This is a genomic window from Glutamicibacter arilaitensis, from assembly GCF_044793945.1.
Classification (GTDB): Bacteria; Actinomycetota; Actinomycetes; order Actinomycetales; family Micrococcaceae; genus Glutamicibacter; species Glutamicibacter arilaitensis_B.
In genome coordinates, this window is the sequence record NZ_CP084994.1 from 3,377,559 (window position 1) to 3,398,901 (window position 21,343).

General features: G+C 58.6%; 20 protein-coding genes. 10 read left to right on the forward strand and 10 right to left on the reverse strand.

Annotated features, from left to right (window positions below; all coding sequences use genetic code 11):
* The first annotated feature begins 18 nt into the window (after positions 1-18).
* Positions 19-963 (forward strand): LysR family transcriptional regulator, encoded by a 945-nt coding sequence (locus LG294_RS15825; protein WP_404287400.1) that lies wholly within the window; start codon positions 19-21, stop codon positions 961-963.
* Positions 964-1,654: 691 nt separating this feature from the next.
* On the opposite strand, the gene LG294_RS15830 is transcribed toward LG294_RS15825, so the two are convergent.
* Both LG294_RS15830 and LG294_RS15835 read right to left on the reverse strand, forming a co-directional pair.
* Entirely contained in the window at positions 1,655-2,680 is a 1,026-nt protein-coding gene (locus LG294_RS15830; RefSeq protein ID WP_404291804.1) for an agmatine/peptidylarginine deiminase, read from the reverse strand.
* Positions 2,681-2,687: 7 nt separating this feature from the next.
* Positions 2,688-3,665 (reverse strand): nitrilase-related carbon-nitrogen hydrolase, encoded by a 978-nt coding sequence (locus LG294_RS15835; RefSeq protein WP_404287402.1) that lies wholly within the window; start codon positions 3,663-3,665, stop codon positions 2,688-2,690.
* 144 nt (positions 3,666-3,809) lie between these two features.
* On the opposite strand from LG294_RS15835, the gene LG294_RS15840 reads away from it, so the two are divergent.
* The 4 genes from LG294_RS15840 (at position 3,810) to LG294_RS15855 (ending at position 7,238) form a co-directional block, all read left to right on the forward strand.
* On the forward strand, positions 3,810-4,430 hold the full coding sequence (locus LG294_RS15840) for a TetR/AcrR family transcriptional regulator (RefSeq protein WP_404287404.1): 621 nt from the start codon (positions 3,810-3,812) through the stop codon (positions 4,428-4,430).
* A 231-nt stretch (positions 4,431-4,661) separates the two neighbouring features.
* Positions 4,662-5,279, forward strand: a complete 618-nt coding sequence (locus tag LG294_RS15845) for a SipW-dependent-type signal peptide-containing protein (RefSeq protein WP_404287406.1) — start codon at positions 4,662-4,664, stop codon at positions 5,277-5,279.
* A gap of 25 nt (positions 5,280-5,304) precedes the next feature.
* Positions 5,305-5,982: a SipW-dependent-type signal peptide-containing protein gene (locus LG294_RS15850; protein WP_404287408.1), complete on the forward strand. Its 678-nt coding sequence runs from the start codon at positions 5,305-5,307 to the stop codon at positions 5,980-5,982.
* 98 nt (positions 5,983-6,080) lie between these two features.
* Positions 6,081-7,238, forward strand: coding sequence for a signal peptidase I (locus tag LG294_RS15855; RefSeq protein ID WP_404287410.1), 1,158 nt, complete (start codon positions 6,081-6,083; stop codon positions 7,236-7,238).
* A 533-nt stretch (positions 7,239-7,771) separates the two neighbouring features.
* On the opposite strand, the gene glsA is transcribed toward LG294_RS15855, so the two are convergent.
* Positions 7,772-8,797 carry a glutaminase A gene (gene glsA / locus LG294_RS15860; RefSeq protein WP_404287412.1) on the reverse strand — a complete coding sequence of 342 codons (1,026 nt, stop codon included), beginning with the start codon at positions 8,795-8,797 and terminating at the stop codon, positions 7,772-7,774.
* Positions 8,798-9,039: 242 nt separating this feature from the next.
* Between glsA and LG294_RS15865 the strand changes: the two genes are divergently transcribed.
* Together LG294_RS15865 and LG294_RS15870 are read left to right on the forward strand one after the other, a co-directional pair.
* Entirely contained in the window at positions 9,040-9,462 is a 423-nt protein-coding gene (locus tag LG294_RS15865) for an acyl-CoA thioesterase (RefSeq protein ID WP_105552734.1), read from the forward strand.
* A 207-nt stretch (positions 9,463-9,669) separates the two neighbouring features.
* On the forward strand, positions 9,670-10,092 hold the full coding sequence (locus tag LG294_RS15870; RefSeq protein WP_404287414.1) for a VOC family protein: 423 nt from the start codon (positions 9,670-9,672) through the stop codon (positions 10,090-10,092).
* Positions 10,093-10,168: 76 nt separating this feature from the next.
* On the opposite strand, the gene LG294_RS15875 is transcribed toward LG294_RS15870, so the two are convergent.
* The 3 genes from LG294_RS15875 to LG294_RS15885 all read right to left on the reverse strand — a co-directional run bounded on the left by LG294_RS15875 (position 10,169) and on the right by LG294_RS15885 (position 12,904).
* Entirely contained in the window at positions 10,169-11,002 is an 834-nt protein-coding gene (locus LG294_RS15875; RefSeq protein WP_404287416.1) for an SGNH/GDSL hydrolase family protein, read from the reverse strand.
* 154 nt (positions 11,003-11,156) lie between these two features.
* On the reverse strand, positions 11,157-12,269 hold the full coding sequence (locus LG294_RS15880) for a 3-isopropylmalate dehydrogenase (protein ID WP_404287418.1): 1,113 nt from the start codon (positions 12,267-12,269) through the stop codon (positions 11,157-11,159).
* On the reverse strand, positions 12,266-12,904 hold the full coding sequence (locus tag LG294_RS15885; RefSeq protein WP_404287420.1) for a GntR family transcriptional regulator: 639 nt from the start codon (positions 12,902-12,904) through the stop codon (positions 12,266-12,268). Before LG294_RS15885 ends, LG294_RS15880 begins: the two co-directional genes overlap by 4 nt.
* 234 nt (positions 12,905-13,138) lie before the next feature.
* On the opposite strand from LG294_RS15885, the gene LG294_RS15890 reads away from it, so the two are divergent.
* From LG294_RS15890 to LG294_RS15900, 3 genes are read left to right on the forward strand one after another with little or no spacing between them, the layout of a single operon-like run.
* Positions 13,139-14,587 (forward strand): aldehyde dehydrogenase family protein, encoded by a 1,449-nt coding sequence (locus LG294_RS15890; protein WP_404287422.1) that lies wholly within the window; start codon positions 13,139-13,141, stop codon positions 14,585-14,587.
* Between the two features lie 28 nt (positions 14,588-14,615).
* Positions 14,616-15,386: an SDR family NAD(P)-dependent oxidoreductase gene (locus tag LG294_RS15895; protein WP_404287424.1), complete on the forward strand. Its 771-nt coding sequence runs from the start codon at positions 14,616-14,618 to the stop codon at positions 15,384-15,386.
* A gap of 53 nt (positions 15,387-15,439) precedes the next feature.
* On the forward strand, positions 15,440-16,216 hold the full coding sequence (locus tag LG294_RS15900) for a FadR/GntR family transcriptional regulator (protein WP_404287426.1): 777 nt from the start codon (positions 15,440-15,442) through the stop codon (positions 16,214-16,216).
* 85 nt (positions 16,217-16,301) lie between these two features.
* On the opposite strand, the gene LG294_RS15905 is transcribed toward LG294_RS15900, so the two are convergent.
* The 4 genes from LG294_RS15905 to LG294_RS15920 are packed head-to-tail and all read right to left on the reverse strand — an operon-like array spanning position 16,302 to position 21,313.
* Positions 16,302-17,717 carry an amidase gene (locus tag LG294_RS15905; protein WP_404287428.1) on the reverse strand — a complete coding sequence of 472 codons (1,416 nt, stop codon included), beginning with the start codon at positions 17,715-17,717 and terminating at the stop codon, positions 16,302-16,304.
* Positions 17,718-17,745: 28 nt separating this feature from the next.
* Entirely contained in the window at positions 17,746-19,512 is a 1,767-nt protein-coding gene (locus tag LG294_RS15910) for an ABC transporter ATP-binding protein (protein WP_404287430.1), read from the reverse strand.
* Between the two features lie 2 nt (positions 19,513-19,514).
* Entirely contained in the window at positions 19,515-20,366 is an 852-nt protein-coding gene (locus tag LG294_RS15915; RefSeq protein ID WP_404287432.1) for an ABC transporter permease, read from the reverse strand.
* Complete coding sequence (locus tag LG294_RS15920; protein ID WP_404287434.1) at positions 20,366-21,313, reverse strand: ABC transporter permease; 948 nt, start codon at positions 21,311-21,313, stop codon at positions 20,366-20,368. Before LG294_RS15920 ends, LG294_RS15915 begins: the two co-directional genes overlap by 1 nt.
* Positions 21,314-21,343 lie beyond the last annotated feature (30 nt).

A 21,343-nucleotide genomic window follows, 5' to 3' on the forward strand; every position in this document is an offset into this window, starting at 1 on the left:
TGAAGCTATACTTCAATCATGATTAAACCCTCCAGCACTGAGCGAATTCTCCTCCTCGCCGACGTGGCCTCTTTTGGGACAATGACGCTAGCAGCCGAAGCCCTCGGGTTCTCGGTATCCGCTATTTCGCAGCAGTTGCGAAAATTAGAGGCGGAGGCTGGCCAACCCCTGCTGCAACGGCACAGCCGAGGGATCGCGCTTACCGATGCGGGGCAGGCAGTTGTCAAGCACGCGGAACATATCCGCAGCCGCCTGACATCACTCCAGCATTCTCTCGATGACATCGCCGACCTCCGTGCAGGATCGTTGCGAATGGGCACATTCCCCACTGCGGGCGCCTCGCTTGTGCCAATCGCCATCAACAGATTCGCCCGCGAATATCCACGGATCGATCTAACGGTGCGCAGCGCACGTCTTGAATCTCTTCTAAAAATGCTCGCGAATCGAGACATCTCGATGGGTGTTTTATGGGACTACGAGTGGTCCCGCACGGACGTAGCGGAAATCGAATTCGAGCACCTCCTCGACGACCCGACGGATCTTGTGGTCTCGGTGTCCAATCCGCTTGCGTCACGGGACTCAGTATCAATGTCCGAATTACTCGAGGAGACCTGGGTCGTCAGAGCCGACAGCCATCCACTGATCGAAGTTCTAATCCGGGCGGCCAACTCCGTTGGCTTCCAACCTAATGTGGCGTATGAGGCGAACGATTATCAGGAAGCTCAGGCTATGGTCGCCGTCGGCGTCGGAATTGCGCTGATCCCCCGCTTAGCCCTGACTGTCCTGCGCGATGATGTACGAGTCATCCCCCTCTCGGGAAACGTGCCCCAAAGAAGGATTCTCCTTGCCCGCATGAAAGATACCCTCCCCACCGCCGCAGAGTTAGCCATGACGGCGATGCTCAAGGAGTCGGCCCGTTTTCTCCGTGCGCAAGGAACTAGGCGACCTTCCGGACGCAAATGATCCGAACCCCGTTACTGGCACCGAAGTCGAGCTAGCAACGCGGTGGCGAGGCTCGGGAAGCTAGTATGCAGTTGGAACCGAAATCGCTGCGGCAGTCTCAGAATCGGCGTTATCCGATGCTCAGTATTGGGCGCAGAGCGAAAGGCTAGTGGTTTATCGACTGCGGCGAGTTTCAATTCGACGGAGAAGACAGCGCACTTCAACAGCTACGTGGGCCGTTGCGGGATCGATGACCCAAATCGATACGCAGTAGCGCTCTGGGCTCCGACAATGCAGCACAGTTTCCGCATTTCCCACTGCGCGTTGCCCCGAAGAGAAATTCAATGGCCTACTGGATCGCCGGTCACGACCGTGGAGCAAACGAGCTACGGCCTACGTGCTTTCGGCCATGAACTTGATGGTCTCATCAAGTTCATGGCCGCTGCTGCCTGCCGCCAAGATGCCAGCGCCGACGTTTTTTGATGCGTCGGAGCTCGTTCAGCAACGCCAGGGTCCCCCGCAGGCAAATCGACGCTCAAGCGATGCCGTGTTTTCTGGTGCCGGACACGGATCAGCAGATCTACGGTTTCAACGCAATCCGGTCCCAGCCATATCCGATAAGAGAATTTTCCTGGATCTCAAATAATCCACGGCGCCTGCATCTCGTAGGAATTCTTCCAAATGACCCTAGTTTGATTCAGGCTCAGCGCATTTAGCGTGCCCGATTCCCCGATTGTGCTGGTAGCTGCTGGGTAATGCAGTGAATTCCGCCGCCGCGAGCGAATAGCTCTCGGGCGTCAACGCCCACAACTTCTCGCCCGGGATAGGCCTCGGCAAGGATACGTAAGGCCTGAGCGTCCATTGGATCATCAAAGGTACAGGCGATGACTCCGGCGCTGGTGACCAGATGGTTGATGTAGGAGTAATCAACCCATCCTTCGGCGTCCTTGAGGGCCGACGGAGCAGGCACCGGAATGAGCCTGAGTCGACGCCCCTTGGCGTCAACCGCAGTTTCCAGCTGGCGGCGTACCTGCTGGGAAATCTCAAAGTCCGGGTGCTCGCGGTTTTGCTGGTCGTGGAAGAGCACCACGCCGGGGGCGGCAAAACAGGCCACAATATCCACGTGTCCGCGAGTTCCGAATTCTTCGTTGTCGCGGGTCAACCCGCGCTCCAGCCAGATGGTCTTTTCCGTCCCGAGCAGCCGTGAAAACTCGGCCTCGATGTCGGCTACAGTTTTCCCCGGGTTTCGCCCCGGATCCAGCTGGACGCTGCGCGTGGCCAATACCGTGCCTTCCCCATCCACATGGATGCCGCCGCCTTCATTGGTAATCAAAGATTGCAGCACCTTGGTTTCGGCCAGCGCGGCCACCTCGGTGGAAATCTTGCTGTCATTGTCCCAACTTGCCCAAGTTTGGGCACCCCAACCGTTGAAATTCCAGTTCACCGCAAGAAGCTCACCGTTGGTATTGCGAACAAAGGTCGGACCGATATCTCGCATCCAGGCATCATCCAAATCGCGCACCTCGAAGACCACGGACTCGCCGAGATGGCGGCGGGCATCGGCCAGCGCGCTCGGATCGACCAGCATCGTCACCGGGGTGAAACGCGCAACCGCGCGGGCCACGTGGGCCCAGGCGGAACGGGCGGCTTCCGCCTCGGCCTCGTTCTCTCCCAGCGTGTAGCCACCGCAAGGGAAGGCCATGAAGATCCGCTCGTGGGATTCGGTTTCGGCGGGCATGAAGTAGTTAGGCACGAGACCTCCCCTCTTCTCCGAGTCCGGTCTCAACGCGGGGGTTGGTTAGAGCGACGTAGGTTTCCGGGCGGCGGGTGCGCAGGAACGGGAAAAGCGTCAGCCAGTCCCGGCGGGCATCGAGGTCCAAGGTTGCGACCAGCACCGCTGATTCGTTGCGCGGCGCGCGGGCCAAGATCCGTCCATAGGGGTCGGAGATGAAGGAAGAACCGTAGAAGTTCAATGCCCCTTCATCGCCCCAGCGATTAGGGACGACCATGAAAAGGCCGTTGGAGATGCCGTTGCCGATAATCGTCTGGCGCCACAGCGGTTCGGTATCAAAATCCGGGTGCCCCGGTTCAGACCCGATGGCCGTGGGATAGGCCAGCAGGTCGGCCCCGGCCAACGAGTAGATGCGCGGTGGCTCGCTGAACCATTCGTCCCAGCATGTGGGTAGCCCCATGGCCAGTTCATTCAGACCCGAGATACGGTGCACCGGGTAAGGCTTTTCATTGGGGCCTTCGCGGAAGTATTTGTCCTCGTAGTATCCGGCGGTCCGTGGAATATGCAGCTTATTAGTGGCTGCTACTAAGTCACCGTCCGGAGACACAACAATGGCGGTGTTCAGCCCCAGACCATCACCTGAGGGTGCCTTGCGGAACAAGGAGATATGCACGTGGATCTGATGCTTGGCTGCCATCTGCGCAGCGAAGGTGAATGTTGGACCGGTCATTAGGTCTTCTGCGGATGCATCGGCGGCCTCAGCGGTCGGCACTTCGAAGGCCGGATATTTACTCAGGGTCAGTTCCGGCAGAAACACGATTTTGGTTCCGTGGCTTGCGGCTCGCCGAATTCCATCTTCAAGCTCAGCCTCTAGCGCTTGGTGGTCTTCATGCCAGCGGTGCTGCACCAAGGCTACGGTGATATCACCACGAACTTTTTCTGCGGCTCGCGCCGGCGAGATCGGTGGATTCAGGGCGAGAACTTCTTGCATTTGGACCACCTCGAGATACATAACGAATGCTATTCGTTTTCAGACTAGACGTAGGTTATGCGCAAAATCAAGGAATTTAACGAATGATTTTCGTTTAATTTGTGTATGCTCTAGTCAAAGAGTCCCGATGCAAAGGAATACCGCATGACTAGGCCGTCGAATCCAAAGCTCAGCACAACAGCTATCGCCGACACCGCGCTCAAGCTTGTGGATGCACACGGTGAGTTCACACTGCCACAACTGGCTAAAGAGCTCTCAGTGACGGCATCTTCGCTCTACAACCACGTCGACGGCAAGGCTGAAATCATTGAGCTAATGCGAGGGCGTGCGATGTCAACTATCAGCCTCCCGGAAGCAAAAAGTCAGGACTGGCAGTCAACAGTCCGTGCCATCGCGATCGAATATTGGCGATCTTACGCGCAACATCCGCGGCTTATCCCATTGCTGACTAGTAATACGGTCCGCGACCGCACAACGCTGCGAGTCTACGACGCTTTGGCTGAAGCCTTTTTGACCGGTGGATTCCAACCTGCAGAACGGCTGCGCGCCATTACGATCATCGATTCGTTCGTACTCGGATCGGCATTGGATGCGGCCGCGCCAAGGGAAGTATGGGAAGCCGATGCAGAGTCGTCACCTGCGTTTATTGAAGCGCTAGAGGCCGGACTAAACGAGTGCAATAGAGCAGAAAGTACGTTTACCCATGGGCTGACCTTCCTGCTCACCTGCTTGGCCGCGGAATCATTACATCCAACATCAAAGTGATCGGCTCCAGCATGCACCTGGGGGCTAGAAGGTTAGCCAGAACACTTGGCCAATTAGCCATAGACTCCGACCAAGCAGGCAAGTGAAGACTGCATTTCATTACCGGAGTGGCTCATTTTTCCGCATTATTCCGGATTTGAGAAATAATATCCTGGGAGTTAAGTTTTTTCATTACGATGGTAATAACGCCACAGATTAATATATAACTTAGCGCTTTCCCAGGAGGAAATTATGGCAACATCGACCACCAATCCAAGCCCTAAATCACGCAAGGTCAAAGCACTCCTCGCGGGCGGACTTGTCCTAGGCGTCGGCGCTGCTGTGACATTGGCAGCGTGGACGGATCAGGAATGGACTGAAGGGCTCTTCGGCTCCGGCAGTTTCAATATTCAGGGCAGTACCGACGGTACGACTTGGGCTGAACATGAGAGTTCTGCCGGGTCAGCGAATCTAGTATTCGACCTCCCAGCAAGTTCGAACTTGTCCCCTTCCGACGTGGTTGCTGCACCGTTCGCACTACAGCTTGACGCCGGTACGACCTACGATGCAACGGTTGCACTTGCATCAGCGACCGTTGATGGCTTGAACGCAGCGAATCTGACATACGGCATCGTCCAAGTTGCTAACTTCGCTGATTGCAATCCAACTGCAACCGGCACCACCATTGTTCCAGCTGGCACTACTCTCGGCACAACGACAGGAGCCTCGGACTTTGCACTGACTGCAGGCACCGACGGCGCTGCTGGCTCCACAGTCAACCTCTGTTTCCAGGTGACTGCCGGTGAAGACTTGGTACAGGGCGATGAAACGACTGCACAGTGGCAGTTCATCGGCACCTCTGTCGAGTAGGTAGCAACTTTTAGAATTCCAGTTCGTGACTGGTGAATCCCAAGATGCAGCCCGCACTAGTTTTACAAAACTGGGGCGGGCTCCTCGACGTCGGCTGCGCAAGCTACGGGCCATTCTCGCAGGTGGTTTAGTATTTGGCATTGGAGCCTCTGCCACATTAGCGGCATGGACCGATACGGAGCTCACAACTGCGGAATTCACAGCTGGAAGCTTCGCGATCGAGGCCTCCGTTAATGGCGCTTGGGGCAGTAGCACGCAGATGACCTTCAGCGGCCAGAACATGTACCCAGGTGCCACCGCGTATGCCCCTGTCTTCATTCGAACAACGCCCAATAGCACCAGCGATGCCCTGGTCACGGCAAGCGGCGCTGGCGTCACCGGGTCCACTGGCGTGGGGAGCGCGCTCCAATATCGGACCGTAACCACTACCCTCGCCGCAGGCGGCGCATCTTCCTACACCTGCAATGCCGGAAATTTCAGCGGAAGCGCACAATACGTCTTTGGCAGCTCCTCAACGAGTGTCAGTTTGAGCGGCCAGCGCACGGCCACCATCAAACAAGAGGCACAATCTGGCATGAAAAATGTCGTGGCCTACTGCTTCGAAGTCCAGCTTCCATTAACCACCCCTAGCTCGGCTCAAGGCACCACCGCTATGCACACCTGGACATGGAACGCGCAGTCAACCCCTCTAGGGGGCAATTGATGAGCCACAGCGCTGCGCCACAAGATTCAAGACGATCATTCGCCTCCAGACTGGGCGATCTAGTTCTGACTTTCCTCGCGATTGGTGGATCTGTCTGCATGATCTTGGTCATTCTTGGCGTGGTTTTCAACGTCTCAATCATGATGTTTCGAACCGGTTCAATGAGTCCAACCATTACTGCCGGATCAATTGCGTTCGTCCGGGAAGTCCCAGCCACGGAGATCGCGGTGGGCGATATCGTCACCGTTGAACGCGGGGAGAACATTCTTCCGGTAACCCACCGAGTCATCGAAATTCTTGAAACAGACGGCAATGGCTTCGTGACCTTCACGATGCAGGGTGACGCCAACGAAACCCGCGATGTTGACCCGTACAACGTTTCGACGGTCAAGACGGTCCTGTTCTCAATCCCGGGAGTAGCACCAGTTATTCAATGGTTCAGCATCCCCTATGTCCTTGGCGGACTAACCGTAGGGGCAAGCGCACTCGTAGTTTGGGCTTTTTGGCCTCGCAAGGGGGAAGAACGCATCCAGCTTCCTCAGGAAAGTACACCACAACATTTCTCTCTGGCAGTCCCTGCCTCACTACTGCTGGCTACCGTTTCTCTCTTTTCGGCACAGCACCCGGAAGTCCCGGTCAAAACGACCAACGGCGAGGTGCTACGCATGTCCTCCAGCGGCAATACAGGACAGATGAGCAACCTCAGTCCTGAACAGTCGGCAAGTTGGATTGTTGATGTCTGGGCCGAGACTAAGGAACCCGGAAAAATCAGTCTGACACTGGAACCTAGCTCTGGAACCGGAATCACGAGCCTACCCTTGTTGGTCAGTGTGACAGAATGTCTGGTGGCTCCCAAAGAACCTTTTACTGCCGGTTGCCCTAGCGGGTCCCCGCAGCTGGCCACCAATATCCCACTGGACAAACTGCAGGATTCTAGTGGACATGCGGGGCTGCAGCTCTCTGAATTTGGCACCGCTGACCGACGCCGAGTTGTTGTGAGCGGTACGCTCTCAAGCACTGCTGTTTCATCTCAGAACCAGAGCGCTTCGATCCGGCTAACCGCCGTTGGGATGGGAGAGGAGCTTTCCACCTCCCCGGATGAGCAGCCAAAGTCTCCAGATAGCGAAGATAACGAGCATAGCCCCTTGCCTCCCACCGGTATCAATGGCTGGCAGTGGGTAGTAGCCGTCGGACTAATACTCGTGGCTACCGGAGCAACCCTCTTTGGCAAGAGGAGGCGAACAACCAGTGCCTGAGATGGATCGGAACGCGACGAAAACGAAGCGCACCCGCCTTCGCCTAGTACTGCCAACCCTGCTGTTGGTCGTCGCCCTGCTACTGGGCATGGGGGCAGATCGACCCGCGGAAACCAGCGCAGCTTGGACGTCGCAGAAAACTAATTCTGGATCGTTTTCGGCGGCAAGCGTTGGCCAAGTCAATAATTTACAATGTTTCGATCATGACAGTGGGTTCTTAGGGACGAACATACTGAGGCGGCAGCTAATGTTGAGTTGGAGCCCTCCAACGGGCCTGGAATCGGCACCGGTCACGTATAGAATCGACTGGAACGGAGGGCTTCTTGGCCCCAAAGGAAGTGCGACCGTCAGCGCAGGAAACACAGAATATCTCTACACCGCCCAGTTGCTGGGATCTATCCTGAGTTTCAGCATTGACTTCACTATTACTCCCGTTCTTGGACAGTGGATAGGGCCAGGGCAAACAGTGAGCGCCACAGGCATTTCGACTGTTCTATCCCTGACCCTGAGCTGTTGAGTTGTCCTCGTAAGAACTAACTCTCATTCGGAGCCGACGCAAACAGGTTCAAGCCCATGGCTCGCGAAAGCTGTCCGATGGCCAGCTGCGCTCGAACCGAGTTGCCAGCCATATCCAGCGGTGGCGAAAATGCGCCGATGGCGCCTTTGCCGGGAGCTACTGCGACGATGCCCCCGGAAACTCCGGATTTGGCTGGAATGCCGATTTCAAAAAGCCACTCACCGGAACGCTCGTAAAGGCCGTTGGACGCCACAGCGGCCAAGGTGTCACGGCAGACATCCGCATCGACTACTTGCTTTCCGGTCACCGGGTTAACTCCACCGTCGGCAAGGGTCGCTCCCATGACGGCAAGGTCATAGGCCGTGACGTTCAGCGAACACTGCTTGGTATAGGTATCAACCGCATCCAGCGGATCCCCCTCAAGCCGTCCATAGCTCTTGAGCAAACGGCCCAACGCTTTATTTCGTTCATTGGCCAGCGACTCGGAGTGGTAGACCTCATCGTCCAGAGACAGCGCGCGGCCAGCGAACGCCGAAAGTCCTTCTCTGACGTTCTCCCACTTCTTCGCTGCGGTCTTGCCGGGAATCATTTCCGTTGTCGCGATGGCTCCGGCGTTCACCATGGGGTTCATCGGGTGGCCATTATTCAGTTCAACTGCCATCACCGAATTGAAAGACATTCCAGTGTTGTTCACCCCGATGCGTTCCCGGACAACTTCGCGCCCGTGCTCCTGCAGTACCAGCGCGTAGACGAACATCTTGGAAATGGACTGGATGGAGAAGAGGTGCCGGCAGTCGCCAACTTCATGCACCGATCCGCGAACGTGAGACATGGCGATGCCAAACAGCTTTGGATCGGCTTGGCCGAGGATTGGGATGTAGTGGGCCAGCAGACCGTCGTCTGCATCGGCATAGCGTTCATGGGCCTCTTTGAGAAGCTCGTCGATGCGCAGATGTTCCAAGTCACCAGTGGATACTTGCTGCTCGACGTCGTCAAAGTCGGTAGGAATAGTTTCATTATTCCCCTCCGAAGGATAGTTCATCTTCACCTGCCTTTGCCTATGGCGCTATAAGTTTCCTACTACACATTTTGAGACTACCAACAGCAACCTCAGTTGGCATCTTTCGGTTCGATAAGCGACTTACTGACTTTTCTCAGCGCGTCCGAGCTGAATGCTCCCTTGCTGGTTTTGCTGGTGCTTTCACCTAGGGCCAGATGTGTTTTCACCGACAATGTGTACGGCCTTACAGCCAAGGGACCCCGTTCTGACTTAGCATTTTCAGTATGGCTAAGGGAATCACTTTTCACACACGCAAATGGGTTCGCCCCGAAGACCTCAATGCAAACGGCACGCTGTTCGGCGGAAGCTTGCTGCGTTGGATCGACGAAGAGGCGGCCATCTACTCGATCATTCAGCTTGGCAACAAGCACGTGGTCACTAAATTCATGTCCGAAATCAACTTCATCGCTTCCGCTAAGGAAGGCGATCTCATCGAGATGGGTCTGACGGCTATCGACTTCGGGCGCACCTCGGTTACGTTGCGTGCTGAGGTACGCAACATCTTCACTCAGGAATCCATTCTGACCATCGAGAAGATCGTGTTCGTAAACATCGGCGAGGACGGCAAGCCAGAACCCCACGGTTACGACCACATCACCTACACCCGCGACCGTATCCCACTGGAAATCACCAAAGCGCTCATCTAATTTCCGGCGGATGCCTTCAGCCACTCCACGGTTAACAGTGTGAACACGGCCCCGATCCTCAAGATGAGGATCGGGGCCATTTCGTCTCAAAGCCCAAGGTGCGAGGACAATTTTTGCATGCTTTACCTCTTGTTCCCCAAGCCCTCGTAAGGCAAAGTAAGTGCCGGGCGTATAAAACGCCGTTCTCCAACCGAACGAGGTATGAGTATGAGCCGGATGATCTTCGTCAATCTACCCACCGCTGATTTAGCTAAAGCGGACACTTTCTACGCTTCGTTGGGGTTCGAGAAAAACCCGGTCTTCTCTGACGAGAACGCTTCCTCCTGGATGATCAGCGACAACATCACCGTCATGGTGCTTGTCCAAGACTTCTTCGCAAGCTTCCTCGTCGATGGCGACGTGCCCTCAATGGGCACACCGCACCGCGAGACCCTCAACGCAATATCGGCTGAGACCCGAGAAGGCGTGGACGAGTTTGCAGCTAATGCCCAAGCCGGCGGCGGTAGCATCTACCGTCCGGCTGTCGAGCCGTTCCCGGGAATGTACCAAGTAGCTGTGAAGGATCCCGACGGCCACGTTTGGGAAATCGCTTGGATGAGCCCAGAAGCCATGGAGAATCCCGGCGGATAATTCAACAATTAGCCTGGCAGGGGTTCTGTTGCTGGCCCGTTCGGGCCGCGGCAGGACCCCCTGCCTTGCTCCCGCGTTACTCCGGCGTTTTGACGTGCTGCCCGGCCTTCTTCTGTAGCCCCTTGCGGTACAGCTTCTTCATGCCGTCCGCCGGGCGGATCGGTTGCTGCCATCTCGGTTCCAGCTCATCGCCCAGGGTCACCCCGCGTAGCCTGCGTCCGAACATGGGTAGGACCCACTGGCGCAGCCACTCCACGTCTCGACGCACCGCCTGCACCGGAGATACCCGCTCGATATCGCCGAAGTCTTCAAATGCGAGCTGATGGCTTGCCCCAAGAATCTCTAAAACCCTGATCGCCATGTAACGATGCCCGGCCCGGTTCATATGCAGTTTGTCGACGTCCCACATGCGCCGATCGTTGTAGACATCCCATTCCCAGTAATCCACCAACGTGACCGTGTCACCGTACTTAAGTGCCAGCTCCCGGACGCAGTCGTTGAATTTCCAGTTGCGTCTCTTGAACGGTGCAAGCATCGGGTGCACCGGGATGTCGAAGCCGGTGAACAGCAGAATTTGGGCACCGGAGGTCGCAAGCCGTTCGACCGCGGCAGTGTAGTTTTCCAGCACCACCTCGAGATCCTTGCGAAACTCCAAGATGTCATTTCCGCCGGCATAGAAGCTGACGACATCCGGATTCATAGCCAGGGCAGGTTCGATCTGTTCTTCGATGATTCGATCCAGCCGGCGGCTGCGGATTGCAAGGTTTGCGTAGCGCCAGTCAGGATCTTCTTTGGACAGCTGCTTAGCCACTCGATCGGCCCAGCCGCGCACCCCATTGGGCAGGCGGGGTTCCCAGTCCCCCACACCCTCGGTGAACGAATCCCCAATTGCAACGAATAGCCGACTCATGACTGGCTACGCTACCGCCGGCAGTTGACCAGGCCATGACTTGGCGGCAAACGATTCCTTACCGCCACATGTCGTGTGGACTTCTCTTGGCGCGCGGGAACCTCCGCGCTGGCCCGCGCCGGGTGATCGAACAACGAGGGACCGCAAACCCCGCTTAGCGCACCTCGGCCAAACTGTTCATCACCGAGTGGCCGCCCACTTTCTCGAAGTCCTGCGAGACTAGAAGCGCAATCGCATCGGCGATCCCGGCGGTATCCATTCCCATAGCCGGGCCCGCGAGCACCGGGAGCTCGCCGAGTACGCGCACCGCTGCCGATTCGATGGCTAGCGCCGCTTGAGTTTCACCCAGATGACCCAGCAGCATGGCGGCAGATAAAATCGCGCCGACCGGATTGGCCCAACCCTTTCCAGCGATGTCCGGGGCCGAACCATGGATAGCCTCGAACATGCTCGGCGCCGATCCGTCGAGGTTGAGATTCGCGCTGGCTGCCACACCGAGCCCGCCCTGGATCACTGCGCCCAAGTCTGTGATGATGTCGCCGAACAGGTTATCCGTGACCACCACGTCGAATCGTTCCGGGGATACCGGCAGGTGAAAACACATGGCGTCAACATGCACATAGTCCACTTCAACTTGCGGGTAGCTTTCCCCAACCTGAGTGACCACTTCCTGCCATAGCTTGCCGGCTTCGATGAGAATGTTCTTCTTATGGCAAAGAGTCAGTTTTCCGCGCCGGCTTGCGGCAAGTTTGAATGAGTACTCAACCACTCGTTTGATGCCAGCACGGGTATTGACTGACTCTTGCACTGCCACTGTGTGTGGGGTGTTTGCGTGAATGGTCGACCCCTGGCCCACGTAGGCTCCCTCGGTGTTCTCCCGGACGATCACCAGATCACAGCGTTCGGGAGTCAACCCCGCGATGGGTGTTGCCACGCCCGGATAGAGCTTGACCGGGCGCAGGTTCACCGCTTGCTCGAATTCCTGGCGCATAGCCAAGATGAATCCGCGCTCAAGGATTCCGGGTTCCACCGCAGGGTCTCCCATGGCGCCGAAAAGGATTGCCTCATGACCGCGAAGCTCTTCGGCAAGTTCGGTGCCCCACAATTCTCCGGTCTGCAGATAATGCTGTGCCCCCGCCTCATATTTGGTCAGCTCGAGAGCAAATCCAAACGCCTGCTGAGCCGCGGCCAATACCTTCAGCGATCCGTCCATGACCTCGGGGCCGATGCCATCTCCGGGAATCGCTGCAATGTTGTAAGTTTTCATGGGGAATGCCTTTCACGGTTTTCCAGTAGAGCTAGTTGTTTATGGAAGTACTCGGTGAGGTGGTGCAGGGCACTGCCGCTAGCACCCTCACGTAGGGCGAGGACAAGCTCCGATAAGTCAGTTAATGACTCTTGAAGAGCCTGCCCGTGCCATCCGAAGCTCGGAAGGATGACTTCTTCGGTCATCCGCACCAAGCCTGAAAAACCTTGCAGGTGACTGTTATTCGAAGCATCGAGAAGTACCAGATGGAATCTGGACATCGAGCGTTGATCACCGGTGCGGGCTTGCTGAATCAACCGCTGGAGTTCACCCAAAGCTGGCTCGGACAGCTGGCCGCACACCATCTTGCAGGCCGCGGATTCAAGCACTTCGCGAAAGACCAGAGCCTCGCGAAGTTGGCTCCCGGTCATGGTCCGGACCATAGCGCGGCCGGCAGCGTCGATATAGATGGTTCCCTCGCGCTCAAGCAGGTTCAGCGCTTCCCGCAAGGGGGTGCGGCTCAAGCCCAGCTCTTGGGACAGTTTGCTCTGCGCAAGAACCTGCCCGGTGCGATAGCGCCCGGAGAATACGCGTTCGCTGATTACTCCCGCAGTTTCGCGCGCGAGGGAGACATTGCTACGCCATTCGGAAGTCATCAGCACCGCCTTGCGCTCCAGCGGTTGCCCGCGATTTTGGTATCCAGAAGATGTTTGGTGAGAATCACTGTTCCCGGTGCATCCAAACATGTCAATGAAATTAGGAGTTTAAGCAAAAGACGGTGCCATTTAGTCGAAATCCATTGACTGCGAGCTAGATCACTGATTAGCTTTGGTCATCTACTGGTCAGACCAGTAGAAGACTTGATTGCCTACGACGCGAAAGCAGGAACGGTGTCAACTTATTCAAAGGCCTTCCCGGATGGCTTGCCCATTGGTGATGCGTGGGTTCCGTGCGAGAGCTCCTCGCCGGTCGTTTTTCCCTACGATTCCTCGATTGTTGCGCAGGCTCCTGTTGGCACCACCAAGCATGCGAGCCAGGCGCTCGATGCGGCGCAAGCCGTCGCCAAGGAAATCGCGCAGCTGAGCACCGGAACCAGACGTGCAATTCTGCTTGCCGTCCATGAGAAATTAGCTAGCCACCGCGAAGAGCTGGAAAACCTGCTGGTACTCGAAACCGGCAAGCCGCTGGTCGATTGCCGCGTTGAGGTCGCAAGAACACTGACTACCTGGGCAGCGGCGGCCGAAGAGGTCGCTCATGCCCATGGCGAAACTGTCCCGCTAGATCTTCAGTCCTCTGGTGAGGGAATGATTGGCTATTGGACCCGCAAGCCCGCAGGAATTGTCATCGGGATCGCCGGGTTCAACTACCCGCTGCTGCTGGCGAGCCACAAACTGGCCCCGGCCCTCGCGGCCGGCTGCCCCATCATTCTCAAACCCGCCCCTAACACTCCGTTGGCCACGTTGTGGACGGTCCACTTGATCCGCGAGGTCCTTCGCGAACAGCAGGTGAATGCCGCGGCAGTACAGCTGGTCACCGGTGGAATCGACGTCGGCGAAGTACTTGTCGGCGACCCCCGCTCGGCCGTCGTTTCCTTCACCGGCTCGGCCGCGGTGGGCCACCAGATCGCCAAAAACGCGGCACCCCGCAAGGCGGTGCTCGAGCTGGGTTCCAACACGGGCTTCATCGTGGCCGAGGACGCGGTGATCCCCGACGCGGTGGACGCAGTACTTCGCGGTGGCTTCTACGCGAATGGGCAAGCGTGCATCTCGGTTCAGCGAGTGCTTCTTGATCAGAAAATCGCCAAGGACTTTGAACAGCAGTTGCTCGCACGCATTTCTGAGGTCATCGTGGGCGACCCGCGGTCTGCCCACACTCGTGTAGCGCCGGTGATCAACCAAACCTCCACCCAACGCATCATGGCTTGGATCAACACCGCCAAGGAGCGCGGAGCACAAGTGCTCTCCGGTGGCGAGGTACGCGAGGGTGCGATTCTGCCTACGGTGATGAGCGAGGTACCCACCGATGCGCAGCTGTGGTGCGAGGAAATTTTCGGGCCGGTGATCTGCCTGAAGAGTGTTCCGGATCTGGACACCGCCTTCGAACTGGTCAATGACTCGCGTTATGGCCTGCAGGCAGCGATCTACAGCACCTCGCTGAAAACTGCATTCCGGGCTATCAATGAGTTGGAAGTCGGCGGAGTGGTGGTCAACGAAATTCCAGGTTTCCGTTCCGACATCATGCCCTACGGCGGAGTCAAGGATTCAGGCATTGGCCGCGAGGGACCGCGCTTCGCCATCGAAGAATTCACCGTGACCCGCATGGCCATTATCAGGCCGTAATCAGAAGTCCTCAAAGAAAGATTCATCGATGGATTACACACAGCTATTTCAGTTTTCCGGCCGCCGCGTCCTGGTGATTGGCGCCGGCAGCGGCATCGGCCGCGAGGCCGCACTGGCCCTAGGCGCTCATGGCGCCACCGTCATCTGCGCCGACCGTGACCTGGAAGCAGTCCAGGAAACCGCTGCAGAACTCGGCGCGAACGCTTCCGCGGTGCAACTCGATGTCCTGGATTTTGAGGCAGTACGAGCGGCGGCCGCCGAATATAGCGACATCAGCGCGCTGGTTTTCACCGCCGCCACCAACGTACGCAAACGCATCGTGGATTACTCCATGGAGGAATTCGATCGCGTTGTGAACCTGAACCTGCGTGCCTCCTTTGCGCTGCTCCAGGCTTTCGCCCCTCGGATGGCGGACAACGGTGGAGGATCCATTATCGGCATCGCCTCAATCCGCGCCACCGTTGTCGAGCCCGGGCAGAGCGTGTACGCGGCCACCAAGGCAGCGCTGGTCCAGCTGGTGCGCACCGCGGCGGCCGAGTTTGGCGCTCAGGGCGTGCGCGTCAATGTCATTGCCCCTGGTGTTGTCGAGACTCCGCTGACCAGCCAGATCAAGGCAAACGAACAGTGGTACAACGCCTATTCCGAGAAGAGCGCGCTGGGACGCTGGGCCAAGCCAGAAGAGATGGCAGGGGCAATCGTGTACCTGGCCTCAGCTGCCTCAAGTTTTGTCACCGGCTCGGTGCTGACGGTTGACGGTGGCTGGACCGCGATCGACGGACGCTTCACCCCGCCAAACTAGGCTCCACTCAAAACGAATTGAGCAGTGAACACTCTCCGGAAAAGGAATCCAAGATGTCGCAGACACCCGAAGCGCCGGTGGCGGTGAAAACCCGCGCCTTCGAGGCGATTGTCAGCCATATCGAGAATCAGGTGCTCACCGGCGAACTGAAAATCGGCGACCACCTGCCCGGCGAGCGGGAACTAGTCAGCCGTTTTCAGGTCAGCCGCTCTTCGGTGCGCGAAGCCATGCGGGTCCTGGAAAGCAGCGGCATGATCGCTTCCCGTCCTGGGGATCCACGCGGTGCGGTGGTGCTCTCCCCTACAGCCGCGCCTCTTCGCAAAATGATCACCCGGCTCACGCATACTTCCGCCTCCAGCCTGGCAGATCTGCTCATCTACCGGATGACCCTTGAGTCCTCGGCCAACTCGCTCGCCGCGACGCGGCGCACGGATGCGGACCTCTTGCAGCTGGAGAAGGCAATGGCCCGCATGCGGGCCGCGCGCCTGCAAGGTCAGATTGCATTCAGCCAGGCAGACCTCGATTTTCATGATGTGGTCGCCAAGGCCAGCGGCCACGCGCTATTGCAGATCTCCGGTGAAGCCGTAAGGCAGTCCATTGAACAGCTCATCGCCTCAAGCATCGAGGAAAGCTCGGATGACCATGCGCTGATGCTGCGCACCATCGATCACCACGCCGAGGTATTCGAGGCCATCCAGAACCGGGATGCCCATCTGGCGGAGCATCTGGCTCGCAGTAGCTTGTTTGAATACTATGGACACCTGCTGGATCCTGGAGAGCGCGAAGCGCTGGCAGCCTTGGCATCTTTCGGAAGCCCAGTCGGGTCCTGACCCACCCGAGAGCAGGATTCTAGGGATCAGTGGAGAGCGCAAGCCGCGGTCTTCGGGTGCTTGCGCTCAACCTATTCGCCTCGTTTTAGTCCAGGGCGAGCCAGTCCGGTGCTACCTGCGCCGGACGATGGGTCTCATACCAGCGCGCCGCGCGCAGCACCTCGTCATCGGCGCCGACTCGGCCGGAGAGCTGCACCCCAATGGGCCGCCCGTTGGCGGTGAATCCGCAATTGACCGTGGCTGCAGGCTGCCCCGACATGTTGTAGGGAACGGTGAAGGCAATGTGGCTCATGGTCGCGTCCGGGTCCACTACCGGCATTGGCTGCTCCGCAGGGAAGGCGGCCATCGGTGACACCGGAGAGATCACCAGGTCGAATGCGGCCGTAGCGGCGATCGTGGCTCGTTGCATCTGGTCGATGGCGCCAAAGTTCCGGATGGTGTCCGCACCGTCGAATCCGGAGCCTCCGGCGCACCAACGCACAATGTAGTCCAGGACCTTCGCCTGCTCTTCTTCGGGAAGCTCGCGGTAGTCGGCCCAGGAGCGGGTGCGCCAGAATTTGTCGAGTCGGTCAAGCATGCCTTGATCGATGAACGGGTCAAGGCGCTGGACATTGGCCCCTGCTTCTGCGAAGGTTTCGGCCACTGCTTGCACTGCGGAAAGGACCTCGGGATCAACCTCGGCTCCGGCGTTGGCCACGGTATGCAGGCCGACTTTCAGCCCTCGCACATTGCCCTGGGCAGCTTCGAAGTCCATGGGCGGATAAGGCCGCGCGGTGTAGTCGCGGATGTCTGGGCGGCCGAGGACCGACATGAACAACGCGATGTCATCCACCGTGCGCCCCATTGGTCCCGCGGCTCGTCCGATGTACGGTGCATCCAGTGGAATCAATCCGGCGCTCGGTTTGAGCGTGGCCAGCCCCTGCCAGCCGCCGGGCAGCCGAATCGAACCCCCAATATCCGTTCCTACATGCAGCGGGCCATAGCCGGCCGCGGCCGCCGACCCGGCACCTGCGCTGGAGCCACCGGTGGTCCATGCCGGATTCCAGGCGCTGCGCGAAATGCCGTGCAGACTCGAAACTCCCGAGGAGAGCATGCCCCAGTCCGGCATCGTGGTTGATCCAAGGATCACCGAACCGGCTTCGAGAATCCGGTCGGTAATCGGTGCGTTGGCGCGCGGAACCTTTGGATTGGCGAGCGCGGTCCCCGAGGGCATGGGGATTCCGGCGCGGGCCACATTTTCTTTCACCGTTGCCGGCACCCCATCCAGGAGACCTCGCTGCTTTCCTGTCGCCCAGCGTTTCTCACTCATCCGCGCCTGGCTGAGAATATCCTCCGGTTCGAACTGGTACATGGCGTTCAGCACCGGTTCGCGCTCTTGGATGCGGGTGATCACCGCTTCGGCAACATCTACCGGGGAGAGCTCTTTGGCCGCATACCCCCGGCCGAGTTCCCGGGCAGAAAGCTGGTACAGCGCTGTGTTGCGCTTGGATAGCTGAGACATCTGGACCTTTCAAAATGCACAAGTGCTTCTAGCGCAGTGCCAGTTCGTTTTGGAGGGACATCGAGGAATTCACCAGTGTGCGGGTGTAGTCGTGTTGTGGGTTGTCATAGATTTGCTCGGTGGTGCCGCTTTCGACAATTTGCCCCTCGTTCATCACCACCACGTTGTCGCAGATATAACGCACCACCCCCAAATCGTGGGAGACAAAAACCAAGGTGAGCTGATAGTCATCCACCAGATCTGAGAGCAGATTCAGCACCTGCGCCCGCACCGACACGTCTAGGGCACTGACCGGTTCATCAGCCACGAGCACCCGCGGTTCGCAGATCAGCGCGCGGGCAATCGAAATACGTTGACGTTGCCCACCGGAGAATTGGTGCGGGAACCGTTCGGCCGCGTCGGCCGGCAATCCCACCGCGCCGAGCATTTCGGCCACCTGCTTGCGGTGCTTGGCGTTGTCCACCTTTTGCCCCGGGGCAAGCAGCGGCTCGGCGATGATGTCCCGGACCCGCATCCGCGGATCCAGGGATCCCATGGGGTCCTGGAAGACGATCTGCAGCTGCTGGCGCAGTTGCACCAGATCACGTTCTTTCGCTCCGGCGACTTGGTTTCCGGCCACCTGCACACTGCCGGAGGACGGCTGGTCAAGGCCTGCAAGAATTCGAAGCAGCGTCGACTTGCCCGAACCCGACTCACCCACCACGCCGAAGCGTTGGCCAGCTGCCACGTCGAAGGACACCCCGCGCAGGGCGTGTACCTCGGATGGCTTGCCGAAGAGGGTGGAGCGTCCCACCGGGTAGATCCGATGCAGGTCCTTGACGCTGATCACCGGTTTTTCGGATGGCTTCTCCGGGGCGGCAGGTTCCGGCTCGCTGATGGTGATTTCCGGCAGGACGGCCGCCGGCTGGACTAGGGCTGGTTCCGCTTCCTCCCGCGTGCTCGGAGGCACATATGATGCGGCCGAGGCCACGGTGAACAATCGCCCGTCCGCGTCGGTGGCGTTCAGATCCGAGGCGGCAAGAAGTCCCCGGGTGTATGGGTGCTGCGGATTGGTGAATACCTCTTCGGTGCTTCCTTCCTCCACCACCCGACCGTTGTTCATGACAAGAACCCGGTCGCAGACATTGGCCACTACCGACAGATCGTGGGTAATGAACAGCAGCCCGGTTCCGCGCTCGGTCACCGATTCCAAGATCAGGTCAAGCACTTGGCGTTGCACGGTGACATCCAAGGCCGTGGTCGGTTCATCACAGAGCAGCAAACCCGGGTTGTTTGCCAGCGCCATCGCCAGCATGGCGCGTTGCCGCTGGCCGCCGGAGAGCTGATGCGGATAGGAGCGCGCCGCCCGTTCCGGGTCCGGAAGCTTCACCGAACCCAGCATCTGAACGGCACGAGCGCGTGCCGCAGTTTTTGAGGGCACGGTCTTGTGGCTCGTCATGATCTCTGCGACCTGCGGACCGACCTTCATCAAAGGATTCAAAGCGGTCAGCGGCTCTTGGAAGACCATGGTCATGTCGTTGCCGCGAATTTTTTGGAATTCTCTGTCGCTGGCCTTGACGAGGTTTCCCGCGTACCCCGCAAGGTGAATCGAGCCTTGCGCGGTGACTCCTTCGGGCAGCAACCCCATCAGTGCCGAGGCGGTCATGGATTTGCCCGAGCCGGACTCGCCGATCAGGCCCACCCGGTCTCCGGGCTCCATGCTCAGATTGAAGTCGCTGACAAGTGTGCGCGTTTTGGTGCTGATGGACAGGTTCTTGACCTCCAGCAGTTTCGTGGCGTCTGCGTGCTTCGCCATAATCAGCGCTCTCCGTTCAGTTTCGGGTCGAACCGGTCGCGTAGCCCGTCGCCCAACAGGGTGAAGCCAAGCACGGCCACGGCGATCGCGGCGCCTGGCCAGACGGCCAGCATCGGGTAGGTGCCGAGGAACTGCTGCGATTCTTGCAGCATGCGTCCCCAGGACGGAACCGGTGGCGGGGTACCCAAGCCAAGGAATGAAAGTGCTGCCTCGGCAAGCACCGCGATGGCGAAGGAAACCGAGCACTGCACTACGACCATGCCCACAATATTTGGCATCACGTGGCGCCTGGCAATTCTCCAGCCGCTCTGGCTGGAGGCCTTGGCGGCCATGATGTATTCGGTGCTCATCACCTGCAAGGTCCCGCTTCGGGCCACGCGGGCGAACCCGGGGATCGAACCGATGCCGATGGCGAGCATCGCGGTGAGCGTGCTGGCGCCGAAGACCGCACCGAACATGATCGCCACCAGCAAGGCAGGGAAAGCCAACAGGATATCCGCGCCGCGCATGGTCACTTCTTCGGTGATCCCGCCGCGCATTCCGGCGAGGATTCCCAGCGGTGTTCCGATCACCAGCGCGATCCCGACGGCCACCAGCCCGACCAGCAAGGTGATCCGTGCTCCATAGAGCACTCCGGAGAAAACGTCGCGGCCATAGCGGTCGGTACCCATCAAGTGCGCGGCGCTTGAACCTTGCAAGCGGTCCGCGGGGAATGCCTGGACCGGATTATATGGAGTCCAGATGAATGAGACGAGGGCGGCGAGCACCACAAGTGCCACCAAGGATCCGCCCACGATGAGCGTGGGTGAAAATTTGCGGCGGCTTTTCTCTACTACAACTTGTTCGGCAGGCATTACGCTCCCTTTCGAATGCGGGGATCCAGGACCGTGTAGAGCACGTCCACCACCAGGTTGATGATCAGCGTAATTGCCACGAGAACCATAACCACCGATTGGACCGTGAGCAGGTCGCGGTTGCCTACCGCGTCGAGCAGCATTGATCCTAGGCCCGGGATGACGAAGACTCGTTCGATCACCACGGCGCCGATGATCAGCGCCGCTAGCTGCACGCTGGTTACCGTCAGCACCGGAATGGAGGCATTGCGCAAACCGTGCTTGACCAATGATTCAAGTTTGCCCAGCCCCTTCGACCGTGCGGTGCGCAGGTAGTCCTCGCTCATCACTTCCATCACCGCCGAGCGGACATAGCGGGTCAGGATTGCTCCCTGCACCGAGGCAAGCGCCAGGACCGGCAAGAACACTCGGGAGAGGAAATCTCCAAAGTCTTCGCCCGGCGGCGTCCACCCGTTTGCCGGAAGCCATCCAAGCCCGACCGCGAAGACGACCACCAGCAGGATGCCTGCAAGGAAGTTGGGAATGGCAACGCCAAGCTGGCTGACCCCGCTGATGATGATGCCGCTGGGGTTCCGATGCTTGACCGCGGCATAGGTGCCAAATGGCACTGCAATGATTAGTGCAACGATCATTGCCAGAAGGACAAGGATCAGGCTTACCTGGACCCGGTCGATGATCAGCGGGCTGATATCTTGCCGGGTGACATAGGAGGTGCCGAAGTTCCCCGCCGGAAGTCCGAGAGCCCAGTCGAAATACTGCACGATCAAGGGTCTGTCGGTGCCGAACTCGGCTCGCGTTTTGGCCAATAGTTCCGGGGTGGCGTTCACGCCCAAGGCAATCTGGGCCGGGTCCCCGGGAATTGCGCGCATGAAGAAGAACACCGCAATAGTCGCAATCACGTAGGTGATAACAAATCTCACGAGGTTAGTCAGTAATCGGATACCCAAGTGCGTTCCTCTCTGCCAAAACGGTGCTGC